Annotated in this window: 14 protein-coding genes; 11 read left to right on the top strand and 3 right to left on the bottom strand. The window is 68.7% G+C overall.

What is annotated here, in order from left to right; translation table 11 throughout:
• Nucleotides 1–69: 69 nt before the first annotated feature.
• From IM708_RS10815 to IM708_RS10790, 6 genes are all read left to right on the top strand, one after another.
• Nucleotides 70–1,143 (top strand): homocysteine S-methyltransferase family protein, encoded by a 1,074-nt coding sequence (locus tag IM708_RS10815; RefSeq protein ID WP_209426538.1) that lies wholly within the window; start codon nt 70–72, stop codon nt 1,141–1,143.
• Entirely contained in the window at nt 1,136–3,868 is a 2,733-nt protein-coding gene (gene metH / locus IM708_RS10810) for a methionine synthase (protein WP_209426537.1), read from the top strand. The genes IM708_RS10815 and metH overlap by 8 nt, the downstream gene beginning before the upstream one ends.
• Before the next feature lie 134 nt (nt 3,869–4,002).
• Nucleotides 4,003–4,488, top strand: a complete 486-nt coding sequence (locus tag IM708_RS10805) for a MarR family winged helix-turn-helix transcriptional regulator (protein ID WP_209426536.1) — start codon at nt 4,003–4,005, stop codon at nt 4,486–4,488.
• Between the two features lie 481 nt (nt 4,489–4,969).
• Complete coding sequence (gene pnp, locus IM708_RS10800) at nt 4,970–7,102, top strand: polyribonucleotide nucleotidyltransferase (RefSeq protein WP_209426535.1); 2,133 nt, start codon at nt 4,970–4,972, stop codon at nt 7,100–7,102.
• 75 nt (nt 7,103–7,177) lie between these two features.
• Nucleotides 7,178–8,299: a hypothetical protein gene (locus IM708_RS10795; protein WP_209426534.1), complete on the top strand. Its 1,122-nt coding sequence runs from the start codon at nt 7,178–7,180 to the stop codon at nt 8,297–8,299.
• A gap of 414 nt (nt 8,300–8,713) precedes the next feature.
• Nucleotides 8,714–10,087: an L-serine ammonia-lyase gene (locus IM708_RS10790; RefSeq protein WP_209426533.1), complete on the top strand. Its 1,374-nt coding sequence runs from the start codon at nt 8,714–8,716 to the stop codon at nt 10,085–10,087.
• A 194-nt stretch (nt 10,088–10,281) separates the two neighbouring features.
• Here the strand turns inward: IM708_RS10790 and IM708_RS10785 are convergent, their stop codons facing one another.
• The gene (locus tag IM708_RS10785; protein WP_209426532.1) at nt 10,282–11,826 is read right to left on the bottom strand and encodes a GTPase; all 1,545 of its coding nucleotides are present in this window, start codon (nt 11,824–11,826) and stop codon (nt 10,282–10,284) included.
• On the bottom strand, nt 11,813–12,883 hold the full coding sequence (locus IM708_RS10780; protein ID WP_209426531.1) for a GTPase: 1,071 nt from the start codon (nt 12,881–12,883) through the stop codon (nt 11,813–11,815). Before IM708_RS10780 ends, IM708_RS10785 begins: the two co-directional genes overlap by 14 nt.
• A gap of 111 nt (nt 12,884–12,994) precedes the next feature.
• On the opposite strand from IM708_RS10780, the gene IM708_RS10775 reads away from it, so the two are divergent.
• The 5 genes from IM708_RS10775 to IM708_RS10755 all read left to right on the top strand — a co-directional run bounded on the left by IM708_RS10775 (nt 12,995) and on the right by IM708_RS10755 (nt 20,157).
• The gene (locus IM708_RS10775) at nt 12,995–14,110 is read left to right on the top strand and encodes a class I SAM-dependent RNA methyltransferase (protein ID WP_209426530.1); all 1,116 of its coding nucleotides are present in this window, start codon (nt 12,995–12,997) and stop codon (nt 14,108–14,110) included.
• 80 nt (nt 14,111–14,190) lie between these two features.
• Complete coding sequence (locus IM708_RS10770) at nt 14,191–16,290, top strand: 3-hydroxyacyl-CoA dehydrogenase NAD-binding domain-containing protein (RefSeq protein ID WP_209426529.1); 2,100 nt, start codon at nt 14,191–14,193, stop codon at nt 16,288–16,290.
• 80 nt (nt 16,291–16,370) lie between these two features.
• A complete protein-coding gene (locus tag IM708_RS10765) occupies nt 16,371–18,242 on the top strand; it encodes an SLC13 family permease (RefSeq protein ID WP_209426528.1) in 1,872 nt (623 codons plus the stop codon).
• Nucleotides 18,243–18,309: 67 nt separating this feature from the next.
• On the top strand, nt 18,310–19,536 hold the full coding sequence (locus tag IM708_RS10760) for an MFS transporter (RefSeq protein ID WP_209426527.1): 1,227 nt from the start codon (nt 18,310–18,312) through the stop codon (nt 19,534–19,536).
• A 123-nt stretch (nt 19,537–19,659) separates the two neighbouring features.
• Nucleotides 19,660–20,157, top strand: coding sequence for a superoxide dismutase family protein (locus IM708_RS10755; RefSeq protein ID WP_245243123.1), 498 nt, complete (start codon nt 19,660–19,662; stop codon nt 20,155–20,157).
• A 267-nt stretch (nt 20,158–20,424) separates the two neighbouring features.
• Here the strand turns inward: IM708_RS10755 and IM708_RS10750 are convergent, their stop codons facing one another.
• Nucleotides 20,425–21,924, bottom strand: a complete 1,500-nt coding sequence (locus IM708_RS10750) for a DEAD/DEAH box helicase (RefSeq protein ID WP_209426525.1) — start codon at nt 21,922–21,924, stop codon at nt 20,425–20,427.
• Between the last annotated feature and the right edge of the window lie 44 nt (nt 21,925–21,968).

Raw genomic sequence — 21,968 nt, 5'->3', positions numbered from 1 at the left:
TCTCCATTTCCTTCACGTTGCTCGTGCTCTACCTGTCGGGTCTGCGCAGAACCGAGGATCCGACCGTCGATGAAAGCCTTCACGCTGCCCGATCATCCCGGCCTTGCCCGCCTGCAGGCCTTGGCTCGAGAGCGCATCCTCGTCCTCGACGGGGCGATGGGCACGCAGATCCAGGCGCTGGGTCTGTCCGAGGCGGATTATCAGGGCGACGCGGCTGAACCCGGCGGGCAGGCGCAAGGGCCGGGCTGTGCCTGCCCGCACCATTCCGACCATCCGCAGCAGGGTAACAACGACCTTCTGAACCTGACCCAACCGCAGGCGATCGAGGAGATCCACTGCCGCTACGCCCTCGCCGGGTCGGATATCCTCGAGACAAACACCTTTTCCTCGACCACCATCGCGCAGGCGGATTACGGGCTTGGGGACGCGGTCCATGATCTGAACGTGCAGGGCGCGCGGCTCGCGCGGTCCGCTGCCGACCGGGCGACGGCGCAGGATGGCCGGCCCCGCTTCGTCGCCGGCGCGCTGGGCCCGACCAACCGCACGGCTTCGATCAGCCCCGACGTGAACGATCCCGGCTACCGCGCGGTCAGCTTCGACGACCTGCGCCGCGCCTATGGCCAGCAGGTCCGCGGCCTGATCGCGGGCGGCGCCGACCTGATCCTGATCGAGACGATCTTCGACACGCTGAACGCCAAGGCCGCGATCTTCGCCTGCCTCGAGGCGTTTGCCGAGGCCGGCCAGAAGCTGCCCCTGATGATCTCGGGCACCATCACCGACGCCTCCGGCCGCACGCTCTCGGGCCAGACGCCGACGGCCTTCTGGCATTCCGTCCGCCACGCGCGACCCTTCACCGTGGGCCTCAACTGCGCGCTCGGCGCCGCCGCAATGCGCCCGCACCTGGCCGAGATCGCCGGCGTCGCCCAGACCTTCACCTGCGCCTATCCCAACGCCGGCCTGCCCAACGCCTTCGGCGAATATGACGAGGGGCCAGACGAGACCGCCGCGCAGATCGCCGAATTCGCCCGCGCCGGCCTCCTCAATGTCGTCGGCGGCTGCTGCGGCACCACGCCCGAGCATATCCGCGCCATCGCCGACGCCGTCGCCCCCTTCGACCCCAGAAAGCTGCCCGGCCATGACTGACCGCCATCTTCGCCTCTCGGGGCTGGAGCCCTTCGTGCTGACCCCCGACATCCCCTTCGTCAACATCGGCGAGCGGACCAACGTCACCGGCTCGGCGCGCTTCCGCAAGCTGATCGTCAACCGCGACCACGCCGCCGCGCTGGAGGTCGCCCGCGACCAGGTCGAGAACGGCGCGCAGATCCTCGACGTCAACATGGACGAGGGGCTGATCGACTCGAAGGCCGCGATGGTCGAATTCCTGAACCTCATGGCCGCCGAACCCGACATCGCCCGCGTGCCGGTGATGATCGACAGCTCCAAATGGGAGGTGATCGAGGCCGGGCTGCAATGCGTGCAGGGCAAGTCCGTGGTCAACTCCATCTCGCTGAAGGAGGGGGAGGCGCAGTTTCGCCACCAGGCCGGCCTCTGCCTCGCCTATGGCGCGGCGGTCGTCGTCATGGCCTTCGACGAACAGGGCCAGGCCGACACCTTCGACCGCAAGACGCAGATCTGCGCCCGCGCCTACCGCATCCTGACCGAGGACCTGGGCTTCCCGCCCGAGGATATCATCTTCGACCCCAACATCTTCGCCGTGGCGACAGGGATCGAGGAGCACGACAACTACGGCGTCGACTTCATCGAGGCCACGCGCTGGATCCGCGCCAACCTGCCGCACGCGCATGTCTCGGGCGGGGTCTCCAACCTCAGCTTCAGCTTTCGCGGCTTTGAGCCCGTGCGCGAGGCGATGCATGCGGTCTTCCTCTACCACGCGATCCGCGCGGGCATGGACATGGGCATCGTGAATGCCGGCCAGCTTGCCGTCTACGACCAGATCGACCCCGCCCTGCGCGAGGCCTGCGAGGACGTGGTGCTGAACCGCCAGCCGAAAGCCGGCGGCACCGCGACCGAGCGGCTGCTGGACCTGGCCGAAAGCTTCCGCGGCGCCACGCGCGAGGAACGGGTGCGCGATCTGACCTGGCGGACCTGGCCGGTCGCAAAGCGCATGGAACACGCGCTGGTCAACGGCATCACCGAATTCATCGAGGCCGACACCGAAGAGGCGCGCCAGGCCGCCGCCCGCCCGCTCGACGTGATCGAGGGGCCGCTGATGGCGGGCATGAACGTGGTCGGCGACCTATTCGGTGCGGGCAAGATGTTCCTGCCGCAGGTGGTCAAGTCCGCCCGCGTGATGAAACAGGCCGTCGCCATCCTGCTGCCCTACATGGAGGAGGAGAAACGCCTCAACGGCGGCACCGGCCGGCAGACCGCCGGCAAGGTGCTGATGGCCACGGTCAAGGGCGATGTCCACGACATCGGCAAGAACATCGTCGGCGTCGTGCTGGCCTGCAACAATTACGAGATTATCGACCTGGGCGTCATGGTCCCGCCGCAGAAGATCCTGCAGGTCGCCCGCGACGAGGGCGTCGATGCGATCGGGCTTTCCGGCCTCATCACCCCCTCGCTGGACGAGATGGTGCATCTGGCGAGCGAGATGCAGCGCGAGGGCTTCGACATCCCGCTCCTGATCGGCGGGGCGACCACCTCCAAGGTGCATACCGCCGTCAAGATCGCGCCGCGCTACACGCGCGGGCCGGCGGTCTACGTGACCGACGCCAGCCGCGCCGTCGGCGTCGTCGGCGCGCTCCTCAGCCCGACGCAGAAGGCGGATTACATCGCCGGCATCGAGGCCGACTATGCCGAGGTCGCGGAACGCCACGAACGCAGCGAACGCGCCAAGTCACGCCTGCCGCTGGCCAAGGCCCGCGCCAACGCGCTGCAGATCGACTGGGACGCCTACGACCCGCCCGCGCCCGCCTTCACCGGCACCCGCATCCTCGACGACTGGGATTTGGCGCAGATCGCCGCCCATATCGACTGGACGCCCTTCTTCCAGACATGGGAGATGAAAGGCGTCTACCCCAAGATCCTCGAGGATGAGAGGCAGGGCGACGCCGCGCGCGCGCTTTTCGACGACGCGCAGGACATGCTCGACCGGATCGTCGCGGAACGCTGGTTCGCCCCACGCGCGGTCCTCGGTTTCTGGCCGGCGAACGCCGTGGGCGACGATATCCGCCTCTATACCGGGCCGGCGCGCGACCGGACGCTGGCGGTGCTGCACACGCTGCGCCAGCAGACGGCGAAGCGCGGCGGCCGACCCAATGTCGCGCTGTCGGATTTCGTGGCACCGGTGGGCCGGGGCGCCGACCATGTCGGCGGCTTCACCGTCACCGCCGGGCCCGAGGAAGCCGAAATCGCCGCCCGCTTCGACCGCGCCAACGACAATTACGCCGCGATCATGGTCAAGGCGCTGGCCGACCGCATCGCCGAGGCGATGGCCGAGATGCTGCACCAGCGCGTCCGCCGCGAGTTCTGGGGATATGCCGCGGACGAGGCCTTCACGCCCGCCGAACTTATCGCCGAGCCCTATCGCGGCATCCGCCCCGCCCCCGGCTACCCCGCGCAACCCGACCATACCGAAAAGCGCACCCTCTTCCGCCTGCTCGACGCCGAGGCCGCGACCGGTGTGCGGCTGACCGAAAGCATGGCGATGTGGCCCGGCTCCTCCGTCTCGGGCCTCTACCTCGCGCACCCCGAGGCCTATTATTTCGGCGTGGCGCGCGTCGAGCGCGATCAGGTCGCCGATTACGCCGCCCGCAAGGGCATGGCGCTGGACGAGGCGGAACGCTGGCTCGCCCCGATCCTCAACTACATCCCCGGGTCCAGACCGGATCGCGCCGCCGCCTGACCGCCCGCCCGCGATGCGCTGATAGGGACGGAATTGACCCCGGCTCGATATGTGCATATGCAAGCAATAACCCCCACCGAGGCGAGACGCGATTGCCCCTTCCCCGCCCAACCGACGCCGCCGCACCTTCCCGCATGGACCATCTGGATGCCGCCCGCCTTCTGGCGGCGGAATGCCTTTGCTTTCGCAGCCGGCGCACGGCGCGGGCGATCACCCGCCTCTATGATGCGGCGCTGCGTCCGACGGGCTTGCAGGCGACGCAACTGACGCTCCTCGGCGCGATCGCGTTGGGCGACGACGGCGCGCAACCGATGGGCCGCCTGTCCGATATCCTGGCGCTCGAGATCTCGACGCTCACGCGCAACCTGCGCGCCATCGAGGCCGCCGGGCTGGTCACGATCGGGCGCAGCCCCACCGACCGCCGCGTGCGGGTCGCCCGCCTGACCGATGCCGGCAGGACCCGGCTGGAAACGGCACTTCCACACTGGAACCGCGCCCACGAGGCGCTGCTGCGCACCCTTGGCGAAGCGGGCGCCGAGGATCTGCACAAGGCGCTCGACACGGCCAGCCGGGCGCTGGGCGCAGCACCGGGCGCCCTCCCCCCTGCGGATCCCGCCTGATCCCGGCGCGCGCGGCGAAAACGACCCCCGTCGCACGCACGGCCCACCAGATATGGTATGCCCGATCGCCCCGACCCCAAAACGGCCCGAAAACCGTGCAAAAGTCCGGGGCCGAAAAACGTCGATTCTTTTCACCAAGCGACGATTTTCCGTTCGAATTTTTCATCCTGCGGGGATTTTCCGCAAACCACAGACACTTTTCCCGCGTGAGCGGCCAGTTGTGCAAGCTTGCACGCCCCCGCCCCCCGGCGCGACCCGATCCCACCCGATCCACGGCCCGGTTTCAGCGCCGCGCCCGGCTCCGCCACCCCGCATCGACGACACTTTCCAACGTGCGGAATTTCCTGTATCTGCCGCGCATCTGAAACGTGACGCCCGGGCCCCGGCGTTCGACGCAAGATGGATGGGGCCGGCGGCAATGGGGCCGCCATAGGATCAGGGGGCCCGGAGGGCCGGGTAGTCCCCGTACAGGATACGCTGAATGTTCAACATCACCAAGAAATCGATCCAGTGGGGCCAGGATACGCTCACGCTGGAAACGGGCCGCGTGGCCCGTCAGGCCGACGGCTCGGTCATCGCCACCCTGGGCGAGACCTCGGTCATGGCCAACGTCACCTTCGCCAAGGCGGCGAAGCCGGGTCAGGACTTCTTTCCGCTGACCGTGCACTACCAGGAACGCTATTACGCCGCGGGCAAGGTGCCCGGCGGCTTCTTCAAGCGCGAGGCGCGCCCGTCCGAGAAGGAGACGCTGACCTCGCGCCTCATCGACCGGCCGATCCGCCCGCTCTTTGCCGACGGCTTCAAGAACGAAGTGCTGGTCATCTGCACCGTTCTCTCGCACGATCTGGTCAACGAGCCCGACATGGTCGCGATGATCGCGGCCTCGGCGGCGCTGACCATCTCGGGCGCGCCCTTCATGGGTCCGATCGCCGCCTGCCGCGTCGGCTTCGAGGGTGGCGAGTATGTGCTCAACCCCGATTGCGAGGACATGCACAAGCTGCGCGAAAACCCCGAGCAGCGCCTCGACCTGGTCGTCGCCGGCACCCGCGACGCCGTGATGATGGTCGAATCGGAAGCCTACGAGCTCTCCGAGGCCGAGATGCTGGGCGCGGTGAAATTCGCCCATGACAGCATCCAGCCGGTGATCGACCTGATCATCGACCTGGCCGAGGATGCCGCGAAGGAACCCTTCGACTTCCAGCCGCCCGACTACGCCGACCTCTACGCCAAGGTGAAGGCCGCCGGCGAGGATCAGATGCGCGCCGCCTTCGCCATCCGCGACAAGCAGGAACGCGTCAACGCCATCGCCGCCGCCCGGCAGGCGGTCAAGGACACCCTCACCGACGAGGAACTCGTCGACGAGAACCTCGGCTCGGCCTTCAAGAAGCTCGAAGCCTCGATCCTGCGCGGCGACATCATCAACGGCGCCCCGCGCATCGACGGACGCGACACCCGCACCATCCGCCCGATCGTCGCCGAAACCGGCGTGCTGCCGCGCACCCACGGCTCGGCGCTGTTCACCCGGGGCGAGACGCAGTCGCTCTGCGTCGCCACCCTCGGCACCGGCGAGGACGAGCAGTTCATCGACGCGCTGACCGGCACGTCGAAATCGCCCTTCCTGCTGCACTACAACTTCCCCCCCTATTCGGTGGGCGAGGTCGGCCGCTTCGGGCCCCCGGGCCGGCGCGAGATCGGCCACGGCAAGCTGGCGTGGCGGGCGTTGCAGGCGGTGCTGCCGGCCGTGACCGACTTCCCCTACACCATCCGCATCGTGTCCGAGATCACCGAGTCGAACGGCTCGTCCTCGATGGCCACCGTCTGCGGCGGCTCGCTGTCGATGATGGATGCGGGCGTGCCGCTCAAGGCCCCCGTGGCCGGCGTGGCGATGGGCCTGATCCTGGAAGACGACGGCAAGTTCGCCATTCTCTCCGACATCCTGGGCGATGAAGACCACCTCGGCGACATGGACTTCAAGGTCGCGGGGACCGAGAACGGCATCACCAGCCTGCAGATGGACATCAAGGTCGCCGGCATCACGCCCGAGATCATGGAACAGGCGCTGGCGCAGGCCCGCGACGGCCGGCTGCACATCCTGGGCGAGATGAACAAGGCGCTGTCGGCCCCCGCCGGCTTCAGCGAATACGCCCCCAAGATCGAGACGATGACCGTCCCCACCGACAAGATCCGCGAAGTGATCGGCTCGGGCGGCAAGGTCATCCGCGAGATCGTGGAAGTGTCGGGCGCCAAGGTCGACATCAACGACGACGGCGTCATCAAGATCGCCTCCAGCGACCAGGCCGCGATCAAGAAGGCCTACGACATGATCTACTCGATCGTGGCCGAACCCGAGGTCGGCAAGATCTACACTGGCACCGTGGTGAAGATCGTCGATTTCGGCGCCTTCGTGAACTTCTTCGGCAAGCGCGACGGTCTGGTCCATGTCAGCCAGATCGCCAAGCAGCGCCTGAACCACCCCTCCGACGCGCTGAAGGAAGGGCAGGAAGTCAAGGTCAAGCTGCTGGGCTTCGACGACCGCGGCAAGGTCCGCCTGGCGATGAAGATGGTCGACCAGGAAACCGGCCAGGAACTGGCGCCGGAACAGGCCGAAGGCTGAACGCCCGCCACAGTCCATCCAAGGCCCCGGCGCCCCGCGCCGGGGCCTTCCCGTTTTCCAAGGAGAAACAAACCCATGCTGTATGTCGACATTCCCACGCCCGCCGAAGTCAGGAAACTGGTTTCCGCGCGCGGTGAAGCCTTTGTCAGCATCTACCTGAAGACCACGCCCGAGACACAGCATATCGACGCCGCCCGCACGCGCTTGAAGCAACTGACCAACGACGCCGTCGCGCAACTCGAAGCGGTCGGCGCGGCCAAGCGCACGATCTGGCCGATCGAGGAACAGCTTCACGACTTGATGGACGATGACGATTTCTGGCGCACCCAGGCCAACAGCCTGGCCATCTTCGTGACCCCGGACTCGCTGCGCACCCAGCGTCTGCCGAACCACCTGACCGAGACCGTGCAGGTTGCAGACCGCTTTCACCTCAAGCCGCTGCTGCGCGCCGTCTCGATGTCGCAGCATGCCTTCATCCTGGCGCTCGCCGAAAACGAGGTGCGGGTGATCGAGCTTCTGGGCGACCAGCCGGCGCAGGAAATCCGTGTGCCGGATCTGCCGAAGGACGCCGCCAGCGTCGCCGGCACCGCCAATGTCAATTCGCGCAGCTATTCGGGCCGCCAGGGCGGCGGCGAAGGCCAGAAACATCATCTGCGCCAGTACTGCCGCCAGGTTGATGCGGCGCTGCGCGGGCTCATGTCGGGCCGTTCCGAACCGCTGATCCTGGCCGCGACCGACCCGCTCCTGTCGATCTATCGCTCGATCAACAGCTATGCCCATCTCGCCGACGCCGCGATCGAGACAAGCCCGGTGCGCATCGCCCCCCATGACCTCGGCACCGAGGCGCGCAAGATCGTCGACCAGCTGAACGCGGAACTCGTCGCGGACTTCACCGGGCTCTATTCCGAGCGCGAAAACGAAGGCCGTGCAACCACGCAAGTGGCCCGCGCCGCGCGTGCCGCAACCTTCGGCGCCGTCGACACGCTGCTTGTCGACATGGACAGCGTCGTGCCCGGCCTGATTGACGAGGAAACCGGCGAGATTACCTTCGACACCGAAGACAGCGCCGTAAGCTACGGCGTGATCGACGAGATTGCCGGACGTGTCCTGGCCAATGGCGGGCGAGTTCTCGCCGTGCGCCGGGCCGACATCCCGCAGGAAGCCGAACTCGCCGCGATCCTGCGATACGCCATCTGACGACCTGACCGGCGACAGCAAGGGGCGGGCAGTCCTGCCGGCCCCCTGCTGACGAGGCCGAACTCGGACATCCGGTCCGCACCCGGGCGTCCACGCTCCGGCTCCGAAGGCGCCCTCGACGGAACGCCAACGCTCGGGTGCAAAGTGCCGGCACAGTCCCGCGCGCCGGTTTCGACCTTTGAGAACCCGGCTTTGTTCCGGCCCGCCGAAAGGCATTCGAAGCCCCCTCGCACGCCGGGCTTGCTGCCGCATCTGCGCCGACACAGCGCGCCCGCCGCCCGCCGCCAGCGACGGCATGTCTTGCCAAGGCCTTGCGGCACCGTTCGGAACTGCCATACGCTTGCCATACGCTTGCCAGCCCCTTGCCATACGCCTGCCAGCACCCTTCTGGCACCGCCGCAACCGGAGAAATCGATGTTCCTGTCCGTGTTCGACATGTTCAAGATCGGCATCGGCCCCTCGTCCTCGCACACGATGGGCCCGATGGTCGCCGCCGCCCGATTCCTCGACCGGCTGCGGAATTCTCCGTTCAAGGCCAATGGCTTGCGCGCCTCGCTGCACGGCTCCCTGGCGTTCACCGGCGTTGGTCACGCGACCGACCGCGCGGTAATCCTCGGCCTCGCCGGCTTCCAGCCCGACACCTACGACGCCGAAAAGGCCGAGGCTGAACTGGCGAAAATCAAGGAATCCCAACAGGTTACCCCACCAGACCTCTCCCCCCTCGCCTTCGACCCCGCGCGCGACCTCCATTTCGACTACGGCCCCCCCCTCCCCGGCCACCCCAACGGCCTGATCCTGATGGCAACCGACGCGCAAGGCGATGTAATCCTTCGCGAAACCTATTTCTCCATCGGCGGCGGCTTCGTCGTGACCGAAGACGAGATGCAGGCCGGCAACGCCCGCAACGCGCAGGCCGACATCCCCTTCCCCTTCGAATCCGCCGACGCAATGCTGCGCATGGCCCGCGAAAGCGGCAAGTCGATCGCCGCCATGAAACGCGCCAACGAGCTGAAAATGAACAGCTCTTCGGATCTGGACAGCGGCATCGCGCGGATCTGGCAGGTGATGAACGCCTGTATCGACCGGGGGCTCTCGACCGACGGCACGCTTCCCGGCGGACTCAAGGTGCGGCGCCGCGCCAAGGCCATCCACGAGGCGCTGCGCGCCGAATACGGCCTCAACATCACCGCCCCGCATGTCATCAACGACTGGATGTCCTGCTACGCCATGGCCGTGAACGAGGAAAACGCCGCTGGCGGCCAGGTCGTCACCGCGCCGACCAACGGTGCGGCGGGGGTGATGCCGGCGGTGATCCGCTACTGGCTCGACCATGTGCCGGGGGCAAGCACGCGCAGGATCGACGAATTCCTGCTGACCGCCGCCGCGATCGGCGGTCTGATCAAGCACAATGCCTCGATCTCGGGCGCCGAATGCGGGTGCCAGGCCGAGGTCGGCTCGGCCGCGGCGATGGCCGCCGCGGGGCTTTGCGCGGTGCTGGGGGGCTCGCCCGAGCAGATCGAGAACGCCGCCGAGATCGCGCTGGAGCATCACCTGGGCATGACCTGCGACCCGGTGAAGGGGCTGGTCCAGGTGCCCTGCATCGAACGCAACGGGCTGGGCGCGATCAAGGCGATCTCGGCCGCCAGCCTGGCGCTGCGCGGCGACGGCACGCATTTCATGCCGCTCGACAACTGCATCGAGGCGATGCGCCAGACCGGCGCCGACATGAGCGAGAAGTACAAGGAAACCGCGCTGGGGGGGCTGGCCGTCAACGTGCCGAACTGTTGAGGCCGGCGCGCCGGTTGGCCCCGTGCCGGGCGCGAATGGCGCAAGGTGTGCGCGCGTGCACACTTTTGCATAGCTTTGATATAGATATCAAATTCGGCGCGATTAACCGCAGTGAAACTTTTGGCTGAGGCCCTTTCTGGGTGTGCACGGCAACCTCGGGCAGAAGCAGCGTCACGCCTGCAGGCCCGCCCCGTTCAGCGCAACCGGTCGCGCAGGCGGCGTCCGAAGACCCGCGCGCCCGTGCGCAGCCCCTTGCCGGCCCGGCCGAGGTTTTCGCGGACATTCCAGCTTTCCGCCCCCTCCAGCCGGCGTCGATTGCGCTGCACCATCAGCGCCTCGTCCACCGCCGCGCTCAGGGCATCGATCACCGGGTCGACGTTCCAGTCCGGCGCTTCGGCCCGCACCGGGATCACCACCCGGCCGCCCATGTCCTGCCCGATCGCCGCCATCGCCGCCCCGACCCGGTCGGCCTCGTCCGCGGGCAGGCGACCCTCGGGATAGGGCCAGCCGGGCAGCAACGCATCGGCGGCGGCGGCGACAAGGATCAGCGGCGGGCGGCGGCGGGCGGGTTGCTCGGCCATCCGCGCCTCGAACTGCGCAAGCAGCGCGGTGTCCGGCGCGCGCCCGGGCCGATTGGCGCGCAGCACCCAGAGGATCAGATCGGCCTCAACCATCTGCGCCGAGAGGGACTTGAGCGTCTCCTTGCCGCCGTCCAGCCCTTCGGTATCGACCAGCCGGCAGGGCGTGTCATCCAGCACGAAGTCGTGCGCGGTCAGCCGGTCGGTGGTCGGTGCCATGTCCGTCTCGGCCGCCGAGTGTCCCAGCAAGGCATTGATCAGCGTCGATTTCCCCGCACTCACCTGCCCCAGCACCAGAATCCGCACCGGATCGTCGGGGATTGCCGCCGCGGCCATATCCCGCGCGTTCGAGGCCAGTTGCAACTCGGCCAGTTCGGCATCCGAAAACCTGAGGCGGCCGGAATAAAGATCCACCGCCGCCTGCGCCGCCTCCTCGAGCACGATGACCTGGCTGTCGAGCACCAACTGGTCGGTCAGCCTTTCCTGCAACCCGGCGGTCACCGCGCGCTCGACCTCGCGCAGCAGGCCGACGGCGGGGTTGAGAACGATCCGCACGCCGCGATAGGCCAGAAACCCGGTATCCCAGGCCCGCCGCACCCCATGCTGGCGCTGCCAGAGCCAGTAGAGCGCGCGCACCGATAACTGGTCCGAAAACGGCACGTTCACCCGCAGGAAGTCGCGGTAGCGCAGCGCCACGCGGTCGATCAGCAGCAGGGCCTCGGGCAGGGTGAAATCGAGCGCGGTGCGCTTGCCGCCCGAGATTTCGCGCGCCACCGTCTCGACCACGGCCAGGGCCTCGGCGGGCAGGTCCTCCCAGGTCAGGGGCTCCTTCACGCGCTTGCGGATGTGCGCGCGGGCGGTCTCAAAAGCGGCGCGCTCCGTATCCGACCAGTCGGGGTCGGCCTCGACCGCCGGCGCCTCGCGCACCGGCGCGGCGGTGAAGCCCGCGCGATTGCGCCGCATCCGCAGGACCAGCCGCACCGCCCGCAAGCCCGCGAACAGCAGGACCGAGGCGAGGACGAACCAGAGCAGCCATCCACGCTCGGCCAGCCACAAGAAGCCCAGGATCGAGGTGATGCCCAGCGGCAGGATCAGCACACCGGCCAGCCCCAGCCGGTTCCACCTGAGCCAGACCATCCGCAGCCGGTCAGCGAGGCGCATCGCGTGCGCTCCTCAGCGCCTCGACGTAGAGCTTGCGCAGATCGGCGGCATCGACCGTCTCGCCCCGAGAGGTTCGGAAAAGCCAGGCGGCCGCGACGCGCCCCAGGGCGTAGGTCGCCGCAAAGCTGACCGTTGCCGCCGCCGCCGCGCCCAGCGTCTGCCCGACGAAGGGCACCAGCTTCGCGCCCTGGCGCAGGGCGAAACCCGCCGCGTACCGCAGCAGGATCCCCGACCCCAGCGCCGAAGCGAAAAGCCCCGCGCGCGCCGCCGTCCAGTCAACCCCCTGACGGCGGGCAAGCGCGTGCAGCATCGCCCCCTGCAGCGCGGGCACGCTGACCACGCCGACCAGCGGCGCCGCATCGCTCGCCGCGGCGGCGCTGGCGTACCACATGACGATCGGTCGCAATTCGGCAAAGCGGCGCGCCTCGGCGTCGCGGCGCTTCTCGCGCATCATCAGCAGCGTCAGTTCGGGCAGCAGTTCGGCGATGGCGCCGCGCAGATCCTCCAGCCCCTCGGCCGCGCCGGCTTCGGGCAGGGCCAGCGTGACCGCGGGCAACGGATCCCCGGCGGCCTTTTCCATGACCGACTGCGTGCGCGACCGGGCCCGCTGCAGCGCGCCGGGGTCGTCGGGCAGGTCGGCGCCGGTATGAACCATCAGGACCGGCATCTCGGGCCGCCGCGCGCGGACGGCGGCCAGCGCCTGCGCGATCGACCCCTGCACCGGATCGTCGAGCCGCGCGATGACCAGCACCATGTGGCTGCCGCGCTCGGCCTCGGCCAGATCCTCGGACGGGTCGTAGCCCGCTTCGCCCAGGCCGCGCGTATCGAGGAAGCGCAGCACCGGCGTCTCGGCCGGATAGTCGAAGGCATGCGCGGTTCGGGTGCAGGGTGTGAAGCCGGAACCGACCTCGCCCACCCCGGTCAGGGCGCGCACGACCGAGGACTTGCCCGCGCCGGTCTTGCCCAGCAGCCAGAGCGTCGGCACCGGCACGTCCGGCGTTTCCGCGGGTCCCAGCCGTTCGCCCTCGCCCAACAGCTTGCGGATGATTCCCTTCACGCGCGTCCCTTGATTGCCCACTGCGCGAGTCTATGTGCAAAACCACCGGCCGGCAACGAAAGCCCCGCGAAATGGGTCGCGGCGCGCGTCGATTGGCGCTATGGCGGCCGGATGGATCCGTTCGAGATATTTCTGGTTGCCCCGCCCGGCCTGGAACCGCTGCTGGCCGCCGAGGCGCGCGCGGCGGGCTTTGCCGGCGTTGCCGAACAGCCCGGCGGCGTCGTCGTGCAGGGCGGCTGGCCCGAGGTCTGGCGCGCCAATCTGGAATTGCGCGGCGCCTCGCGCGTACTGGCCCGCATCGCCAGCTTCCGCGCGCTGCATCTGGCGCAACTCGACAAGCGCGCGCGCCGCGTGGGCTGGTCCGACGTGCTACGCCCGGACGACGTGCCGGTCAAGGTCGAGGCAAGCTGCCGGGCCTCGCGCATCTACCATGCCGGGGCCGCGGCCGAGCGCGTCGCCCGCGCGATCACCGAGGAACTGGGCGCGCCGGTCGCCGCGGAGGCCGCCCTGCGGCTTCTGGTGCGGATCGAGGATGACCTCTGCACGATCAGCCTGGATACCTCGGGCGAGCCGCTGCACCGGCGCGGGCACAAGCAGGCGGTGAACCCGGCCCCGATGCGCGAAACACTGGCGGCACTTTTCCTGCGGGCCTGCGGCTATGACGGGACCGAGCCGGTCCTTGATCCGATGTGCGGGGCGGGCACCTTCGTGATCGAAGCCGCCGAGATCGCCGCCGGCCTGATGCCCGGCCGCACACGTGCCTTTGCGTTCGAGGCGCTGGCGTCCTTCGACGCCGAGGCCTGGGCTGGGATGAAGACCCGCCCGCCTGCCTCCGACCCCGGCCTGCGCTTTATCGGGGCGGACCGCGACGCCGGCGCGATCACGATGAGCCGGGCAAATGCCGAACGCGCGGGCGTCACCGCCTTCACCCGGTTCGACCGCGCCGCGATCAGCGACCTGCAGCGCCCCGAGGGGCCGGCGGGCCTTGTCATCGTGAACCCGCCCTATGGCGGCCGGATCGGCAACCGCAAGCTGCTTTTCGGGCTCTACGCCGCGCTGGGTCAGGTTTTGCGGGACCGGTTCGGCGGATGGCGCGTGGGACTGGTTACCGCCGATGCCGGGCTGGCGCGGACGACCGACCTGCCCTTCGGCCCGCCGGGTCCCATCGTGCCGCATGGCGGGCTGAAGATACGCCTCTGGCAGACGGACCCCCTGCCCCTGCGTTGACGCGGTGTTGTGCGCGCCGGGCCATTGACCTTGGCGCGCCGGGCATGAGACCTTGCGAGCCTATTCTGGTGGGGGAAGACATGACCGACAACGCGAACCCGGTCCGCTACGCGGCAGAGGGCAAAATTGCCGTAATCTGCATCGACAATCCGCCCGTCAACGCCTGCAGCCAGCCGGTGCGTGCGGGGCTGATGGACGCGATGCAGCGCTTCGCCGACGGGCCCGAGAAGGTCGCGGTCATCTACGGCGCGGGACGCACTTTCGTCGCCGGCGCCGACATCAAGGAATTCGGCAAGCCGCCGATGGATCCGATGCTGCCGCACCTCGTCGATACGGTCGAGCAGCAGGAGAAGCCCGTGGTCTGCGTTCTGCACGGCACGGCGCTGGGCGGCGGGCTGGAACTGGCGCTGGGGGCGCATTACCGCGTCGCCCTGCGCGGCACCCGCGTCGGCCTGCCCGAGGTCACCCTGGGCATCCTGCCGGGCGCGGGCGGCACGCAGCGCCTGCCGCGGCTGATCGGCCTTTTGCCGGCGGCCGAGATCTTCACCTCGGCCCGGCAGGTGGGCGCCGAGGAAGCGCTGGAACTGGGGATCGTCGACGCGCTGTCGGAAGAGGAGCCGCGCGTGGCGGGGCTGAACTTCGCCGCCGAGATCCTGGCACGCGGCGACGGCCCGCGGCGCATCCGCGACCTTCCGGGTCCGAAGGTCGACGCCGAGGCCGTGGGCGACCTGCGCGCCAAGGTGGCGCGCGCCAACCGCGGACAGATCGCGCATCTGAGCGCGCTGGACGTCGCGGTCAAGGGCGCCTCCCTGCCCCTGGACGAGGGGCTGGCCGAGGAGCGCAAGGCGTTCATGAAACTGATGGAAAGCCCGCAGCGCAGGGCGCTGATCCACGCCTTCTTCGCCGAACGCAAGGTCGCCCGCCTGCCCGAGATCGAGGGCGTGGAGCCGCGCGCCATCGCGCATCTGGGCGTGATCGGCGGCGGCACGATGGGCGGCGGCATCGCGGTCGCGGGGCTGCTCAACGGCCTTTCGGTCACCCTGATCGAACGCGACACCGCCGCCGCCGACAAGGCGCGCGACGGAATCGGCCGGACGCTTGCCGACAGCGTGAAACGCGGCAAGCTGACCGAGGCCAAGCGCGCGGAACTGCTGGAGAAATCGCTGACCACCGGCGACGACTACGCGGCCTTGTCGGAGGCCGACGTCATCATCGAGGCGGTCTTCGAGAGCATGGAGGTCAAGCGCGAGGTCTTCGGCAAGCTCGACAAGGTGGCGAAACCCGGCGCGATCCTGGCCACCAACACCTCGTACCTGGACGTGAACGAGATCGCCGCGGCCACCGCGCGCCCGGCCGACGTGCTGGGCCTGCACTTCTTCTCGCCCGCCCATGTCATGCGCCTGCTGGAGATCGTCGTGGCCGACAAGACCGCGCCCGAGGTTCTGGCGACCGGCTTTGCGCTGGCCCGGAAGCTGAAGAAGGTTCCGGTGCGCGCCGGGGTCTGCGATGGGTTCATCGGCAACCGGATGCTGCGCGTCTACCGGCTGGCCGCCGACCACATGATCCTCGCGGGTGCCTCGCCCTATGACATCGACCGGGCGCTGGTCGAATTCGGCTTCGCCATGGGTCCCTATGCCGTGGCCGACCTGGCGGGGCTGGACATCGGCTACATGACCCGCCAGCGCCTGAGGCCGACGAAGCCGGCCGAGGAACGCTGGGGCGACTGGCCCGATCGCCTGCACGAGATGGGACGGCTGGGCCGCAAGTCCGGGCGGGGCTACTATATCTACGACGCCGAAAACCCGCGCGGCCGCCCCGACCCCGAGGTCGAGGCCCTGATCGCCGAGGAACGCACTGCCAAGGGGATCACCCCGCGCGACTTCCCGGATGACGAAATCGTCGCGCGCTACATGGCCGCCATGATCAACGAAGGCGCGCGCATCGTCGACGAGGGGATCGCCCTGCGCCCCCTCGACGTCGACGTGGTGAAGCTCTTCGGTTACGGCTTCCCGCGCTGGCGCGGCGGCCCGATGCACCATGCCGATGCGCAGGGGCTGGACACCGTGCTGGCCACGATCCACGACTGCGCAAAGGAAGACGCGTATTTCTGGCAACCCGCTCCGCTGCTTGCACGACTGGCGGCCGAGGGCGGCAGTTTCGCGAGCCTCAACGACGACTGAGCCGGCGCGCGTGGCGCAAAGCGTGACATCCATCAGACGGCCGCGGTCGCAGGGCTGCGGCCGCTTTCGCGGAGCCCCCGATGTCGGTTGAGCAGAGCCTGATCCTGTCGATCCTCGCGCTGACCATGGCGCTGTTCCTCTGGGGGCGGTTGCGCCACGACGTGGTGGCGCTGGCCGCGCTGCTGGCCTGCGTCGTCGTGGGCCTGGTGCCGCCGGAGGACGCCTTCAACGGCTTCGGGCACCCGGCGGTGATCACCGTCGCCTGCGTTCTGGTGCTGAGCCGCGGGTTGCAGAACACCGGCGCGGTCGATCTGCTGACGCGCACCGTGCTGCCGCAGTCAGGGGGGCGCATCGTGTCGATGACGGCACTCCTGGCGCTCGGCACCGGGCTTTCGGCCTTCATGAACAACGTCGGCGCGATGGCGCTGCTGATGCCGGTCGCGGTGCAGCTTGCCGGTCGGCTGGACCTGGCGCCGGGGCAGGTGCTGATGCCGCTCGCGTTCGGCACGATCCTCGGTGGCATGACCACGCTGGTCGGGACCCCGCCGAACCTGATCGTCTCGGGGTTTCGGCCGGGCGCGGGCTTTGCCATGTTCGACTTCGCCCCCGTGGGGTTGGCGGTGGCGATCACCGGCATCGTCGCCATCGTCCTCGTCGGTTGGCGCCTGGTGCCCGCGCGCAAGCCCAGCGGCGATGACGGCTTCCAGACCGCCGCCTATTTCACCGAGGTTCGCGTCGGCGAGAAAAGCGATGTCGCCGGCAAGACCCTGCGCAAGGTCGAGGAGGCGCTGGACGATACCGACGCGCAGATCGTGGCCCTCGTACGCAACGAGGTCCGGATGAGCGCGCCGCGCGGCAACCGCGTGGTGCGCGCCGGCGACATCCTGGTGCTCGAGGCGCATGTCGATGGGCTGGCCGAGGCGCTGGCGAAGCTGGACCTGCAGCTCGAGGAACAGGGCACCTCGGACGAGAAGGAGGAAGAGGAACTCGACGAGGAGATGATGGAAAAGGTTCGTCCGAGGCAGCCTGCGTCGACCGAGAAGGACGAGGACAAGGACGAGGAAGAGGATACGGACAAGGCCAAGGCCGACGACATCGTGCTGCGTGAACTGGTGGTGCTGCCCGGGTCGATCCTCAGCGGGCGCTCGGCCAAGGATATCAAGCTGCGGACGCGCTACGGGCTCAACCTGCTGGCCGTGTCGCGCGAAGGTCGGCGCCCGCATGCCCGCCTGCGCACCCTTGCCATTCGGTCGGGCGACGTGCTGCTGATGCAGGGACCGGCCGAGACGCTGGGCGAATTCGCCGGCGAAATGGGCTGCGTCCCGCTGGCCGACCGCGCGCTGCGCCTGCCGGAGCGGCGCATGGCGCTGACCGCGGCGGGCATCATGCTGGGCGCCGTGGCGATCGCCACGGCGGGGCTGCTGCCGGCCGCCCCGGCCTTCGCGCTGGGGGTGCTGGCCTCGATGCTGCTGCGCACCGTGCCGCCGCGGCAGATATATACCGCCATCGACTGGCCGGTGATCGTGCTGCTGGCGGCACTCATCCCGGTGGCCGGCGCGATGGAGGCGACGGGCACCGCCGACCTCCTCGCCGGGTCGATACTCTATGCGCTGATGGGCGGCGCCCCGGCGCTGGCGGTCGTCGCCATCATGGTGCTGAGCCTTCTGATCTCGAACGTCGTCAACAATGCCGCCACCGCGGCGGCCATGAGCCCGATCGCGGTCGGCATGGCCCAGGCGCTCGGGCTCAATCCCGACGCCTTCCTGATGGCGGTGGCGATTGGTGCCTCGGCCGCGTTCCTCACGCCCATCGGGCACCAGAACAACACGCTGATCCTCGGCCCCGGCGGCTTCCGGTTTGCCGATTACTGGCGGCTAGGCCTGCCGGCCTCGGTGCTGACCGTCGCGGTCAGCGTCCCCGTCCTGCTTCTGGTCTGGCCGCTGGACGGCTGACGCCGCCGGTGCTTCGCCTGTGAAGAAACCGCTTTTCACCGCCGCGCGCAGGCGCTAGGTCACCGGCATGAGCCTTTCTGCCTCGCCGCCCCCCTTCTCGGACGCCCGCGCCAGGCGCAATGTCGCGGTGCTGGTTGCGGCGCAGGCGATCCTTGGCGCGCAGATGCCGATGATCTTCGTCGTCGCCGGTCTTGCCGGCCAGTCGCTGGCCGCCAACATCTGCTGGGCGACGCTGCCGATATCCCTGATCGTGCTGGGATCGATGCTGACGGCGACGCCGCTGGCCGCCTTCATGCAGCGTCACGGCCGGCGCGCGGGCTTTGCGCTGACCGCGACCGGCGGCGCGATCGGCGCGGCGATCGGCGCGATCGGGCTGATGCAGGGTTCCTTCGTCCTCTTCTGCCTCGGCTCGCTTTTCACCGGTATCTACATGTCGGGCCAGGGCTTCTACCGTTTTGCCGCCGCCGATACCGCCTCGGAAAGCTTCAAGCCGAAGGCGATTTCCTATGTCATGGCGGGCGGGCTGCTGTCTGCCATTGTCGGCCCGCAACTGGTCAAGGTCACCGCCGATGCAATGGTGGTGACCTTCCTCGGCACCTATCTGGCGGTGATCGCGCTCAACCTCGGCGGCATGACGCTTTTCGCCTTCCTCGATATTCCGAAGCCGCCCGCCCCCGTCGCCGGCGCCGCGCGCGACGGGCGCTCGCGCGCCCAGATGCTGCGCGACCCGGTGATCGCCGTGTCGATCATCTGCGCGACGGTGGCCTATGCGCTGATGAACCTGGTGATGACCTCGACCCCGCTGGCGGTGGTCGGATGCGGCTTCACCACCGGCAATGCCGCCGACATCGTCTCGGCGCATGTGCTGGCGATGTATGCGCCCGCCTTCGTGACCGGCCACCTGATCGCCCGCTTCGGCGTGGAAAGGATCGTCGCCGCGGGACTGGTCATCCTGGCCAGCAGCGGCGCGGTCGCGCTGACCGGCGTCGAACTGGAGCATTTCTTCATTGCGCTGATCCTTCTGGGCGTCGGCTGGAATTTTGGCTTCATCGGCGCGACGACGATGCTGGCCCGCTCGCACAACGCGGCCGAGCGGGGGCGCATCCAGGGCATCAACGACATGATCGTCTTCGGCGGCGTCACCGCGGCGTCGCTGTCGTCGGGGCAGTTGATGAACTGCTCGGGCTCGGACGCCGAAACCGGCTGGCAGCTTGTCAACCTGGCCATGCTGCCCTTCCTGGTGCTCGCCGGCGGCGCGCTGATCTGGCTCGCCCTGCGCCCGCGCGCGGCCTGATCCGGCATTCCAGCGCGGCCGAAGACGACGGTCCTTCCCCCGTTAAGTGGAACGAAGGGGCCGGCCCGGAGTTCGACTCCGAAACAATGGAAGATGGGAGAGCAAACCATGAAAACCGCCATGATGTCTGCCGCCGCCGCGTTCATTGCCCTTGCCCCGAGCGCCGCAAGTGCCAGTGAAATCGGCACTGCCCTCATGCTGGATCGGGACAAGCGCGATATCGGCACCGTCGAGTTTCGCCAGACCCCGAACGGCGTCCTGATTTCCGTCGACCTCCGCGGTCTTCCGCCCGGCCAGGTCGCGTTCCATATCCACGAGACCGGCGCGTGCGAGGGGGACTTCAGCTCGGCTGGCGGGCATTTCGATCCCGACGATCGTGATCATGGCTATCATGCCGAAAGCGGACCGCACGCCGGCGACCTGCCCAACCTGCACGTTCCGGAAAACGGCGAGGTTCGCGTCGAGTTTTTCAACGCGATGGTGACGCTTGAGGAGGGCCAGGACAACAGCCTTCGTGGCGGGGATGGCACCGCGATGGTCATCCACGCCGATCCTGACGATTACGAGTCGCAACCTGCCGGCGACGCCGGCGAACGGATCGTCTGCGGCGTGATCCAGTAAGCCGGATCCGTTTCACCCCTCGGCCAAGGTCGGCAGAAACGTGATGGCCGCCGGGCATTGTCGCCCGCCGGCTGGGACCGGCGCCAAAGGTTTCATTCTGGTTTACATCACGATTTTTACTTAGCGAATACAGCATCGTGAAGAAATGTGCGCTGGCGCACGCGCTGCCCACGCTGCACGGTTCCGCCAGTATCAGCCGTTGTCCACCCCCTTGAAGCGGTCGCGGAACCGGTGTCGGGCGATGGCAGGCAGAGAGCTGCGCCGCAATCAGACCGAGCGGAACGTGCGGGTCAGAAAGTCGGGGACATGATCGCCCATGCCGACGACCGGCGCGTCATTGTCGCGGCCGCGCCGGCGGTCACGGCGGTCGCCGCGCTTGTCGTTGCGCCCGCGCTCGTCCGCGTTCGCGGGGTCGGGCTGCACCGGCGCGGGCGCCGGTTCCACGGGCTTTTCCACCTTCGCGGCGGCTTCGGGCTGGCTGGCAACCGCTTCGGGCTGCGCCTCGACCGGCTCCCGGCGCGCGCGGCGGGGCCGCTCGGCCCGCGCCGGTCGTGCCGCGCGTTCCGACCCCTCGCCCCGCTTCGGCTTCGGCGCGGGTTCCGGCCGCTCATCCGCCGCGACCTCGGGCGCTTCGCCGCGCGGCAGGGGCTTTTGCAGCATGTGCTCGATCGCGCCCAAGTACTTCTCGTCCGACGGCGACGACAGTGTAAAGGCCTTGCCCTTGCGCCCGGCGCGCCCGGTCCGGCCGATCCGGTGGACATAATCCTCGGCATGGCTGGGCACGTCGAAGTTGAAGACATGGCTGACCGCCGGGATATCCAGCCCGCGCGCCGCCACGTCCGACGCCACCAGGAACCGCAGCGACCCGTCGCGGAACCCGTCGAGCGTGCGGGTGCGCACCGACTGGTCCAGATCGCCGTGGATCGGGGCCGCGTCGAAGCCGTGCTGCTTGAGCGATTTCGCCACCACGTCGACATCGATCTTGCGATTGCAGAAGATGATGGCGTTCTTGCAGGCTTCGCCCTCGGCGACGATCAGTTCGCGCAGAAGCGCGCGCTTCTCGGCAAAGGTCCGGTCCTTGCGCGACGGTCTGAACTCGATCAGCCGCTGTTCGATCGACTCGGCGGTCGTCGCCTGGCGCGCCACTTCGACCTTCAACGGGTTGGACAGGAACTGGTTGGTGATCCGCTCGATCTCGGGCGCCATGGTGGCGCTGAAGAACAGCGTCTGGCGGGTGAACGGCGTCAGCTGGAAGATGCGCTCGATATCCGGGATGAACCCCATGTCGAGCATCCGGTCAGCCTCGTCCACCACCATCACCTCGACGCCGGTCAGCAGAAGCTTCCCGCGCTCGAAATGATCGAGCAGCCGGCCCGGCGTCGCGATCAGCACGTCGACGCCGCGGTCGATCAGCTTGTCCTGCTCGCCGAAGCTGACGCCGCCGATCAGCAGCGCCTTGGTCAGCTTGGTGTATTTCGAATAGGTGTCGAAGCTTTCGGCCACCTGCGCCGCCAGCTCGCGCGTCGGCGCCAGCACCAGGCTGCGCGGCATCCGCGCCCGCGCCCGGCCGCGGGCCAGCCGCGTCACCAGCGGCAGCACGAAGCCCGCGGTCTTGCCGGTGCCGGTCTGGGCGATGCCCAGCACGTCGCGGCCTTCCAGCGCTGCGGGGATGGCCTGCGCCTGGATCGGCGTGGGGGTTTCGTAGCCGGCTTCAACGACGGCTTTCAGGACCTTGGGGTCCAGCTTCAGGTCGGAAAATTTGGTCATGTGCGTCCGTGAATTACGGCATCGGGCCGTAAATGGGTCATGGG

Origin of the sequence: Pararhodobacter sp. SW119 (assembly GCF_017811755.1) — a bacterium.
In the GTDB taxonomy this organism is placed as follows: Bacteria; Pseudomonadota; Alphaproteobacteria; order Rhodobacterales; family Rhodobacteraceae; genus Pararhodobacter.
This window is presented reverse-complemented; position numbering and strand designations above follow the sequence as displayed.